Genomic DNA, 12,382 nt, shown 5'->3' on the forward strand with positions numbered 1-12,382 from the left:
TCAGCAGGGGGTGTTTTTTTATGTGCGGGATTTATAGTAAAATTAAATATAGTAAAAATAATATTCTGAATTTACTCAAGGTTATTTGCTGTTTTTAAATCAGCCTGATTATGTTTTAATCATTAAAATTTAAAGCCTAGGAATCTGCGTGTTTGAGGTATTTACACAGCTCTGTGGTGGAATCGGTTTATTTTTGCTTGGTATGACTTTAATGACCGAGAGCCTTAAAGATATTGCAGGTGAAACATTAAGACAATGGTTAGGTCGGTTTACTGGTTCTCCTTTTAAAGCAATGACTTCAGGTATTGCCTTGACCTTGATTGTGCAATCCTCCACAGCCACGACTCTAGCAACCATTGGCTTTGTCAGTGCAGGCGTACTCTCTTTTTCGCAAGCCATTGGTGTAATTATTGGCGCCAATATCGGTACAACCAGTACTGGCTGGATTGTGGCTTTTTTAGGTTTAAAGTTTTCTATTGGACAAGTGGCTTTGCCTCTCATTGCCATAGGCGCTTTACTTAAAATATTAGCACATGGACGTACAGCGCTTACCGGCTTGGTGCTTGCGGGATTCGGCCTGATTTTCTTTGGAATTGATTTGCTTCAAGTAGCAATGTCAGGTGTCGCAGAACATCTCGATCTTTCAATTTTCTCGACCGAAAGTTTTGCTGCAAAGCTGTTATTGGTACTTTTCGGTTTGGTCATGACTGTGATTTTGCAGTCCTCTAGTGCCGCCATTACAGCGACACTTGCTGCATTAGCAAGTCAGGCGATTCAGCTCGATCAAGCGCTTGTGCTCGTCATTGGCCAGAATATTGGAACCGTTGCAACTGCAGTACTGGCAGCCATCGGTGCAAATGCGAATGCAAAACGAACTGCTGCTGTGCATGTCTGTTTTAATGTCGTGAGTGCAATTTTTGCATTTTGTATTTTGGTTCCCTTGTTTTTATGGCTGTATCAACCACAGTATTTTTTATCTGGTTGGGATCATGTGGTCATTGTGGCAGCTTTTCATACAGCCTTCAGTGTATTTGGTGCCTTATTTTTTATGCCATTGATTCACCCCTTTGAACAGCTGTTGGTGAAATATATTCCGGCACATGAAGATTCATTATTACAGGCCTTAGATGAAGCCAGTTTGGCAGTGCCTGCGGTCGCAATTAATACGGCAGAACAAGTGATCTTTAAAACCATATTGACCCAATATTCCTGGATTCTAAAAGCCATCAAGTCAGCAGAATTGGTTTCGGCCAATGAATTAAAACAGCAAGACGAATTAATTTACAAATTACAGGATTATTTAGAAAAAATTGTTGTGCCTGAAAATAGCACTGATCAAAGTCGGCTGTTTAGCTTATTAAGGATGATGGTTTATCTGAAAGTGTTGCGTAGTGATTTGGAAAATCTAAAGCATGTTGTGAGTATTCGTACCCAACCCGCGATTCATCAACTTGCCTTGGATTTTATCCAGATTCTGGAAAATGCTGGAAATAGCATGCTAGATACTCGCTCATCTGAAGATTTGAGCCAACTGTATATTGAAATGGGACATCTAAAACAGTGGAGTAAACAGCATCGTAGCGAATTACGTGAAAAAACTAATATTTATGCTTCAACGTATCAGCTGAATGCAGCCAAAACTTTTGAGTTATTGGCTGCTCAGCGTTGGTTAGATCGCTTAGTTGCGCACAGTTACCGTTTGATTAATGTACTCAATGAGCGTCAGCAAACACTTACAATGCATCAAATTGACGACGAGCATGTTTAAGAGCAGATCTGAGACCTTCTTCCAGTGTTGGGTGATAAAAAGGTTTTGCCAGGATTTGATGAATATCCTGATCTGCATCAATGGTCCAGGCCAGAAGATGGCCAAGATGTTCAGCTTGTGAACAGAAGAGTTCTGCGCCTAATAATTTGCCTGATTTTTTATCAATATAAACTTCAATACCACCTTTATTTTCAGCAAGAACCAGTGCACGTCCTTGATTTTCATAGGAGGCAAATCCTCGAATAAACTCAATATTTTGCTTTTCTAACTGTTTAAAACTTTGCCCGATAATCGCCATTTCCGGGTGAGAGAATACGATTGCCAGTGGGGTGAGTGCGGGAATCGGTTTAATTTCGGGATAATTTAAACAGTTATGAACCACTTCTTTACCAGCATGAGCAGCTTCGTGCTGAATGGGGGCATCAGGTGCGGCATCACCCACTATAAATATCGGCATATCTGCGAGTTGTTTGGTTTTTTTATTGATAGGCAATTTTTTGATATCAGCAAAACTAGGCTCTAACTGATTTAAACTCAATCGATCCAGATTAGTCTGACGGCCTGTAGCGCCCAAAATATATTCAACTTGAATAGTTTGAGCTTGATCATTTTCAGTAAAATTAATCTGGATATGATCAGCTTGTTTTTTAACTTGATCTGGCAAGATTTTGAACTTGATATTGAGTTCTTTACTCAATTGCTCCTGTGCCAGCTTTTGTAAGACTGGACTGGTTAAGGCACCTACTTTTTGGCTACGAGCGAACAGGGTAGTGTCTACGCCCAGTCGTTGCATGGCTTGTGCCAGTTCAATGGCAATCACACCACTTCCGATCACTGCTAAAGACTTGGGTAATTGAGAAAGTTCAAATATCTCATCAGAAGTTAGATATTTATCTCCTAATTCTTCCTTGAATGTTTTATCGATATTAGGTCGTGAACCAACCACAATAATGAAGCTTTTAGCCTGATAAGCTTGTCCATTGACTTCAACTGTATGGGCATTAATAAACGTTGCATGACCAGAAATTTTATGTGAAGCCTCCCATCGATCAACGCCTTTTAGGGTTGCACGAATGAAACGTTCTCTTAAGCTATGTAGACGTTGCATCACACCTGAAGTATCTATTACAGCTTCATGTTGTAAAGCGAGGTCTTTCGCGGATTGAATGTCATGCATGCGATTTGCAGATGAAATCAGAAGTTTGCTTGGCATACAGCCGACACGTGCACAGGTTGTATCCCATGGGCCGTCATTAATAATTAAAATATTTTGGGTGTATTTGATGGCTTCGTTATAAGCACTGATCCCTGCAGTGCCTGCGCCAATAATGATGAGGTCGTACATAGAATGATTACCAATTCTCAAAAGTAGTTATTTATCTTTAAGATTTACAATGTTTATGATGTAATTTATGTAACTAGATTGCTTATTTTTGCTAATTTAAGTAAATTTTGTATAAAAGCCAAAAGCTATTTTTTTATGGCTGCTTAACTATTATATTTAGTGGGAAAAATTATGAGTTTGTTTATAAATTTAAAAAAATTAGGGGTAAACACAACAGTTTTAGCGACCTCAATTTCTTTAGTTGCTTGCGGAGGGGGCGGTAGTGACGGGTATTATGATAAAGGGAATAATAGTCAACCAGGAACAGGTGGATCTAGTGGTGAAGGAAATGAGTCTACAGATAATAGCGCTCAAATTCCTGAAAGCTTAAATATTGCCTTACAAGATCAAAATGGTCAAAGTGCGATCCAAATTGTTGATAACTCTGTTATTCAAATTGCAGTTCAAGTATTAAATGCAGACAAAGGGGGGGTTTCTGGGAAGAATGTACGTTTATCGATTGAGGATAAAGAAAATATTGGAGTGACAAGCACAAATTCATTAGTGTCCACTGCTGATAATGGTTTTGCTATTTTTGAACTTAAAATTCCAACGATGAATATTGAGTCAGGTAAAGTACAGTTAACAGCGGTTGTTGACGGTACTCAGGTGAAACAGGTTTATACGCTTAATATTAAAAAATCAAGTGTTATTGTCAGTGATTATAATTTAGAAGTACCACAAGGCCTAACTTTAGATTTACCTAGAGGTTCTGCTGAATTTTCTGTACAAGTCACAGATAAAAAAGGTGGCTCAAAAGCAGGTCAAGCAGTAGAACTGGCTTTGCCAGCTGAAATGCAAGGAATGTTTGTAATTGCTAATGGTTCTTCGATTCAAACTGATAATGAAGGAAAAGCCACTTTTAAAATTGTAGCAAATCAAAACTTAACATCTGAACAAATTAAAAAACTGGTAAATAGTTCTAAAACTTTAAATTTTAAACTTATTGATGAATATCGTGCTGAGAGACATGCAGTAACATCTTTGACATTTAAAGATATTTCAACTGTAGTAAATAAGCTTGAAATCATTAAACCCGATCGTGCAATTTCAGCTAAAAATGGTAAAGCTATAATTCGAGTTTATGCTAAAAATACTGATAATAAAGATTTAGCCGGTCAGAACGTTCGTTTAGAAACCAATCAATCAAGTCGCCTCGTCACTCTTGATAAATCAGATGCTATTACAAATTCTCAAGGATTTGCTGAGTTTATTTTAGAGAGTAATTCAGATACTCCGATTGCACTGTCGCAAGAAGGAATTGAGCTTAAAGCTACTTATATTGATAATTCAAAAGTATTTGCAAATGTCACTGTAGATGTGGTTACTTCTGATGAAAATGCAGCAGATCAAGAGGCGATTCAACGCTTAGAAATTGCATCCTCTTATAAAATCAATGCGATGTCTGATGGCGTCGAAATTAAAGTCAAAGCGATTGCCAATAATGGTAAAGCAGCTGAAAAAGGTAAAATCAAACTTTCTTTAAATAGCGAAGCTGTAGCGAATGCTGTTAAGTTTGAAGGTAGTAGTGATGGTGTTAACTTTGACTTAAATGAAAGTCAAACCGTTGGTAAAGATGGTTATGTAACTTTCAGAATTAAAACACCTGCTTCTCAGACTGCTACAGCTGTTGAAGCTTTGAAGGCTTCAGGTATTACAGCAACATTTACAACAGATAATAATATTACGAGCAGTATTAAAATTGTAGTTGAAGATGAAGTAGTTGCTACTGAAGCCGTCAAATATCTTTTAATTGATCCAATCAATGAAAACTTCGATCCTACCAAAAATCAAGAAATTACCATTAAAGTAAAAGCGATTGGTGAAAAAGGTGGACCACTTAAAAATGAAAAAGTGGTGATTAAGTCGTTACTTTCAGATGATCAATTAAATAAATTAAGTTTAAGCTTACGTACTGCCGCAGAAGTTTTAACAGACGCAGACGGTTATGCTAACTTTATTTATGACTACAAATATAATAAAACAGCAGAACAACAAGCTTTAGCGAAGCAAGGTATTACATTTACTTCAACAGCTTTATCTAATCAAAAAAATCAAACCATTAAAGTTAACTTTAATACCAAGAGTGTGAGTGACAAAGTTGATCTAGATTACTTTACTTTAGATACAGATGGTGTGGCACAAATTGGTCTTAGCCAAGAAACAGAAATTGTTGTACGTGCTCAAGCTATTGGTATTGATGGTAAAGCATTAGCTAACCAAGAATTGTCAATTGGTATTGATGAAACCGCAATTTCTAATGGCGTGTCATATGCAACAGCAACGAAGCTTGTTTCAAATGCGCAAGGTAATGTTGAATTTAAGCTGAAAGTAGCAGCTCGAAATCTGACAGAGTTAAATACGCTCATTGAAAAGGGGGTGACAGTCGCAGTTATTTCCTATCGTAATGATGGTTCTCGACATGTGATTACACGTAAAGTTGAGCTAGCTGCAAACTCAATTATTGAAACCGGTCCAAGTCAAGTCGATTATCTCATGGTTGATCCAATCTTGACTCGTTTTGACTATACACAAAATCAAGAAATCACGGTTCGTGTAAAAGCGTTGGACGTAAATGGAAGTCCATTAGCGAAAGAAAAAATCCAATTAAAATCTGCTTTAACGAATCAGCAGATGCAGAAGTTAGGCTTAAGTTTTACAACCCAAGCAGAGCAAATCACGGATGCATCTGGTTATGCAACATTTAAACTAAGTTACCAATACGATGCAACGCCTGAACAAGAAGAGCTTGCTAAAAAAGGTCTTACTTTCAATGCTTTATCAAATGGCAAAGTAAGCAATATTCAAATTAACTTTAAGGCACCAAGTGATACGGTTGACTTGAGCTTCTTTACTGTTGATACAGATGGACAAGCGTTAATTTCTACCGCTACAGATACACCGATCAAGATCCGTGTCAAGGCAATGGGTACAGATGGTAAGGTTTTAGCCAACCAACGTATTAGTATTGGTATTGATAATACTGCAGTTTCAAATGGTATAACGTATACAAGCGCTAACAGCCTAGTTACAGATGCATCAGGTAATGCTGAGTTCGTTTTAAGTGCCAAACCAAAGAATAAAGATGAACTAAATGCATTGCTTGCAAGTGGTGTGACAGTTGCGGTTAAAGCAACTGCAAAGGATGGTTCTGAATATACAACCTTAAGAACAATTAAGCTTGTTGAGCAAGAGCAAGCTTCACAAGTCTCTTCACTATTAATTGATCCGTTGCAAGCTGCATATGACTATACGCAAGATCAAACAATTCAAGTGCGAGTCAAGGCGATTGGTCAAGCAGGTCAATCTTTGCGTAATGAAAAAGTCAGCTTAACAACGGTCTTTAGTGCGCAAGAATTAGCGGACTTAAATATAAGTCTAGTCGGGGATGCAACTAAACTGACTGATGATTATGGTTACGCAACATTTACGTTTGACTATAAATATAATGCACAGTCTCCTGCGCAGAAGAAACTTCTGAACGGTTTTGAAGTTACAGCAACTGCAAATAGTAAGAGCAACAATACCATTATTAACTTTAAAGAACCGGTAAATGAACAAGAGATCAAACTTGATTATTTAGTTGTGTCTACAGGTGGTCGTGCAGTTATTTCGACGGATAATCCGATAGAAGTTGTTGTAAATGTTACAGCACTAGCAACCAATGGCACTGCATTAAAGGACCAATCAGTCAAAATTGAACTAGATGAATCAGAGACCAATCGTGGTATTTCATTTAATTCATCGACTGAAGTATTGACCAATGCTCAGGGACAGGCATCTTTTAAAGTCAAAATTGCGCCAGAAAATGCATCGGAATTAGAAGCGTTACTTGCAAGTGGACTCAATGTACGTCTTTCTGCTCAGAGAGCAGATGGATCTGCATATAAAGTTTCAAGAAAAGTTGAACTTTATAAATCAGAAGCAGAAGCACCAAGTGAGGTTGATTATCTCATCATCGATCCAATTAGTGTCTATGATTACAGTAAAAACCATACGATTGCTGTGCGTGTAAAGGCTATGGGTGAAGATGGAAGTGCATTACGTAATGAAAAAATTACCTTGCGTCCTGAAAACATATCAAGTGCAGAATTAGCAAAACTGAATTTAAGTTTAAATGGTGCTACTGAACAATATACCGATGATCAAGGTTATGCTGTTTTCGAATTTAGCTATAACTATGATGCCCAATCGACAGAACAAAAACCGCTTGCACTTAAAGGCGTAAACTTATTGGCGACAGCCAATGGTAAAGAGCAGCGCACAGTTATTAACTTTGCGGAAACTCAAACCAATACGCTTGATTACTTGGTCATCGATATGATCGGTAAAGCGGTGATTGATATCGATACAGAAACAAAAGTTGCATTGTCGGTACTTGCAAAAGGTACTGATGGCGCAGTATTGGCAAATCAAAATGTTCAAATTGAATTGACCAATGAAAATGGAATTAATCTTCTTACCGCTTCATCTGTTGCAACGGATGCAGAAGGTTATGCCAAATTTGAATTCAGTGTGCATCCGAAGAACCAACAGGAATTAGAAGCATTATTGGCAAATGGCGTAACAGTGAAAGTGTTATCAGCTGTCGCCGATGGGTCTGTTCGTCAAGCTCAACGTAAAGTTGAATTGGTACAAGCTGAAGAGCAATTTGAATCTAAAGTTGAGACTTTAGTCATTGATCCAGTATTAAACTCATTTGACTATACTCAAGATCATAAGATTCAAGTACGCGTAAAAGCACTAGATGTCGATGGTGGCACGCTTAAAAATGAAAAAGTTGCGATCACCACGGATGTTCAAAATAAGTTAGCACAGTTGAACTTTAGCTTAAATGGTGCCGCTGAACAGTTTACAGGTGATGATGGTTATGCAACGTTTGTATTTGAATATCAATATGCAAATACCACAGTACAGCGTGATATCTTAAATGGTGTGACTGTAACAGCAACTGCAAACGGAAAAACGCAGACAGCAAAATTGAACTTTAGAGAGTCTTTGACTTCAGAAGCTTTAGATTATATCTCTATTGATACAGATGGTTATGCTGCGATCGAAGAAAACGTACAAACTGATATTACAGTTAAGGTACGTGCAATAAATGTGGGTGGTACATCACTTGCCAATCAAGATGTAACAATTAGCTATAATGAACAAGCGCATAAGAATGGTATTTATTTACTTGATCCAACAGGTGCGAACATTGGTGCGCAAACCTTTTCACAAAAAACTGATGCTGATGGTTATGTGACCTTCACCTTTAAGGCATTGCCACGTAATAAGGTCGAAGTTCAAAACTTGATTAGCGACCTTGAGTCAGGTGATTTACAGGTTACTTTAACAGCCAAACGTGCTGATGGTTCAAATTATGAAGCTTTTCGTCGTATTGATTTAAGAGCACCTAATGTTGAATCTACACCAGCAGAAGTTTTAATTGATCCAATTCTGCAAGCATTTGATTATTCAAAAGATCAAAGAATTATTGTTCCAGTAAAAGCTTTATCTTCGGATAAAGGTGCTTTGCAAGGCGCGAAGGTCACGATTGACACACCAAATTTAACGTTAGAACAGTTAAAAACTGCACAGTTAACCTTAACTGGTGAAGCAACTAAACTTACTGATGCCAATGGTTATGCTTATTTTGAGTTTGAATATAAAGTTGCAAATACTCAGGAACAGATTAATATTTTAAGTTCAGGCGTTCGTGTAACAGCGACAACAAATAACGGTAAAATTGCTGTTCAGACATTGAACTTTAAATCACCAAATGCTGGGCAGATTCTAGATTACTTTACTTTGAACGCATCTGACTATGTTATTGCATTGGGAGTTAATACATCTAAGACGATCCAAGTAACGATTAATGCAAAAGATATCGAAGGTAAGGCGTTTGCAAACCAAGTAGTTTCACTAGGGCTAAATCAAGCAGCTTTAAGTAATGGTGTAAGTTTTGTTTCACCATCTCAAGTCATGACAGACAGCAATGGTCTTGCAATATTTGAGGTGACGATTAATCCGCAAAGTGAAATGGAGATTGAAAATCTAGCAGCTAATGATCTTGAATTTACTGCAACAGCACGACGTGCTGATGGTTCTGAATATACGTTAGTTCGTAAAATTGAATTAGAGAAACCTACTGTTGTGTTGCAAAATTTAGCAAATCTTATTTTTACTACAGTAGACGATAAACCATTAGATACAATTTCTGTACTAGGTGGTGAAACGCGAGTTAAGATTAAAGCAGTTGATAAAGATGGTAATGCTATTCCAAATACGCCAATTGCACTTGCTTTGTCCAGCCTTACTTCTAGCCGTGTGACATTAAGTAATATACCAAAACAAACCAATAGTAAGGGTGAAGCAGAGTTTACTGTTACTGTTTCTGAAGGAGCATATGATCCTAGTCTGATCAAAAATGGTATTGTCTTTGCTGTAGTTGGTACCAACTTAAATAATGGTGATCGTTTACAGCAAACAAGTGTAATTAGCATTACTGCGCCTACAAATGCCTTAAATCCACGTTTAACATCAGATGTGAGAACAATTACAGCTGGTCAAACAGTTAAAATTTATGCTTCTGTTAAAGACGAAATGGGTATTAATACAGCGGGTGGAACACCAATGCGCTTAAGCCTGAATCAGGAAGCTATTGATGCTGGAGTTAAGTTGAGTGCTGATGGAGTGGTAATACAAGGAAATGGAGCAGTCGCTCTTGATTTGATTGTGCCAAAAGGTATTACAACAGCGGTATTAAATTCTATTGCAGTCACGGGTACAATTCGTGATCCACGTGGGAATGAAATTCCGACTAAATTAAATTTTGTTGTTCAAGATATCATTAATCCTTATCACTTAACTATTGACAGTAGTCGTGTGTCATTAAGTTCAGCAGGTGATAGTGCATTTGTGACGGTTAAACTTCTTGATAAGAATCAAGGCGGTGTTGCGAATGAAAAAGTTAGCTTAGCTATTGCTGATCCGCGAGATGTGACTAGTATTAAAGGGGCTTCACAGCTCATTACTAATCAATTTGGTGAAGCTGTATTTGAAGTATCGATGAAATCACTACAAGGTGCATTAGTATTACCAGTTCTACCAATTGAATTAACGGCAACCCATACCACGGCAACAGGTGCTTCAGTAAGTCTACCTGGCAGTATTCAAGTGCACTCACCAACAGTTTTAGCACCAGAATTGGACTTAAAAATCAAAGTATCTAAAAATAAGTTAAATGTTCGTGGTGATTCTGTCGAAGTATCAGTATTGGTAGTCGACTTGGATGGTTCAAGTCAAGCTGGTAAAGCAGTTACATTAACAATTCCTCAATATAATCAAAATGGTGCCTATATTCATGGCGCATCTACTATTGAAAGTGATGAGAGTGGTTGGGCAAAATTTTCAATTGTAATTGATGAAAGTTTACGTAATCCAAGCTATGACTTCGTTGCTGCTGATTTACGTGTGGAAGCTGTAGTTAAAGATACGCAGAATACAGAGCGACGTGTACCGCATGTGATTGATGTAGTAAATTCCGAAGTGCCAGTAACGATTGGTTCTATTGCGGTTAACTTTAATCCAACAGAGCTTACATCAACGGGTAACGGAATTTATTATCAAAAAGAGGGTTCTGTTCAGCTGGTAGATGTTGATGGGAAGCCAGTGGCAAATCAGGATGTGGTTTTAGACATTCGTCCAACATCTTACGTCTTAGGTGAATGGAAATTTGAAATTCAGAAAGATCCATGGAAGATAGTTAATAAACCTGTATTGGATTTAAATGGGGATCCTACTTTTACTTCAGGAGGGAATCCAATCACAACACCAGTTAAAGAGCTAGATGCGATTTATCCATTTACGAATCTAAAAGGCTGGATTAAACCAAGTGATTATTATTATCCATTAGTTGGTGCAATACCTGCAGAAGTTCAAGATACAAACTCAGCAACGACATGTACGGTGGATCCAACAACAACAACTTGGATGGCTAATGGTCAGGCATTACGTGTAGTGCGTTTCTTAGGTGGAGCGAACAATAATAGTACTACACATCCATATACCACGACCTACCGCACCGATAGTACTGGTCGATTTGACTTTGTCATTGAATATCCAAAAGCAAATGCGCATTGGGTAGCTGTAGAAGTGGGAGCGAAAACTACACTCGCACAAACACCTACCAGGGGTTATACAACACTGACATTACCAAGTTTGAGCACCGATTATGCTGCTGATGGTAGCTACGCGCCTAATCGTGTAAGCCCATATACGACTTGTTCTAACTAAGTTGAATAAAAAACAGCGCTTCGGCGCTGTTTTTTTATGGGGACTGCAGTTTAAAAACTTAAATTGATGTTCCCACACTTACGCCTACAGTTGGCTTCAAGTTCATTGAACTACAGCCGATAAAGGTCAAGCTCAGACATAACACAACCAAGATTTTATTCATGAATCAATCCTTGAGATTTAGCCTGGTTAAACAAGGTCGCTGAACGTGTACCGCTCCGGCAAACCATCAAAATAGGTTTAGGTAGCTCATTATAATATCGAGCAAATTCCTCAATATTGGCCTGAGAAAGCTGGCCACTCACCACAGGCTGATAAATTACACTCACTTGAGATTTCTCCGCAATGGAGCGTAATTGACTCACCGTGACATTATTGCCAGTTTCCTGATCCGGCCGATTGACAATCACAGATTTGAAACCTTGCTGAATCAATTGCTGAAACTTGCTTAATGTCATTTCACCTGACACACTCAGCGAAGAGGTCATTGCACGGCTGAGATCATTTGCGGCAAAACCAAGTGAGCTGACACTTAAACAGCTTGCCAGTACTACAATTTTCCAAAAAGACTTAGTCATCCAGCAGGTCCATCTGTTTTGCCAGTTGATATAAATTATTTGAGCGATTTCCAGTACGGCAGAACATCAGAATAGGTTTTGGTAATTCATTATAATGATTGGCAAAAGTACGTACATCGAGCTCAGTAATCTGACCAGCGACGACAGGCTGAAAGACATAATCCAGACCGGCACTGCGTGCAGCTTCTTCAATTTGTGCACTGGTCGGCTGCTCAGAACCACCTTCCATATCCGGGCGGTTATTGATAATCGATTTAAAACCTTTCTCGACCACCTGAGTCACGTGTTCCGGACCAATTTGACCAGCAAAGCCTACATTTTCGCTCATGACGCCACTCCATCATTTCATTTATATCGATATGCTTTATG

Annotated in this window: 5 protein-coding genes; 2 read left to right on the forward strand and 3 right to left on the reverse strand. The window is 38.2% G+C overall.

Annotated elements, in window-relative coordinates; all coding sequences use genetic code 11:
* Window positions 1-148: 148 nt before the first annotated feature.
* Window positions 149-1,768 (forward strand): Na/Pi symporter, encoded by a 1,620-nt coding sequence (locus LOZ91_RS12075; protein WP_244783271.1) that lies wholly within the window; start codon window positions 149-151, stop codon window positions 1,766-1,768.
* On the opposite strand, the gene LOZ91_RS12080 is transcribed toward LOZ91_RS12075, so the two are convergent.
* Complete coding sequence (locus LOZ91_RS12080) at window positions 1,734-3,113, reverse strand: dihydrolipoyl dehydrogenase (RefSeq protein WP_244783272.1); 1,380 nt, start codon at window positions 3,111-3,113, stop codon at window positions 1,734-1,736. The two genes, LOZ91_RS12075 and LOZ91_RS12080, sit on opposite strands and share 35 nt — an antisense overlap.
* Before the next feature lie 171 nt (window positions 3,114-3,284).
* Here LOZ91_RS12080 and LOZ91_RS12085 point away from each other — a divergent pair, with 171 nt between their 5' ends.
* Window positions 3,285-11,435: a hypothetical protein gene (locus LOZ91_RS12085; RefSeq protein ID WP_244783273.1), complete on the forward strand. Its 8,151-nt coding sequence runs from the start codon at window positions 3,285-3,287 to the stop codon at window positions 11,433-11,435.
* 155 nt (window positions 11,436-11,590) lie between these two features.
* Here LOZ91_RS12085 and LOZ91_RS12090 read toward each other — a convergent pair whose 3' ends face one another.
* Both LOZ91_RS12090 and LOZ91_RS12095 read right to left on the reverse strand, forming a co-directional pair.
* Complete coding sequence (locus LOZ91_RS12090; RefSeq protein ID WP_100329847.1) at window positions 11,591-12,013, reverse strand: sulfur transferase domain-containing protein; 423 nt, start codon at window positions 12,011-12,013, stop codon at window positions 11,591-11,593.
* Window positions 12,006-12,341: a TIGR01244 family sulfur transferase gene (locus tag LOZ91_RS12095; protein WP_005098133.1), complete on the reverse strand. Its 336-nt coding sequence runs from the start codon at window positions 12,339-12,341 to the stop codon at window positions 12,006-12,008. Before LOZ91_RS12095 ends, LOZ91_RS12090 begins: the two co-directional genes overlap by 8 nt.
* Between the last annotated feature and the right edge of the window lie 41 nt (window positions 12,342-12,382).

Source organism: Acinetobacter sp. F-1, assembly GCF_022869025.1.
In the GTDB taxonomy this organism is placed as follows: Bacteria; Pseudomonadota; Gammaproteobacteria; order Pseudomonadales; family Moraxellaceae; genus Acinetobacter; species Acinetobacter pseudolwoffii.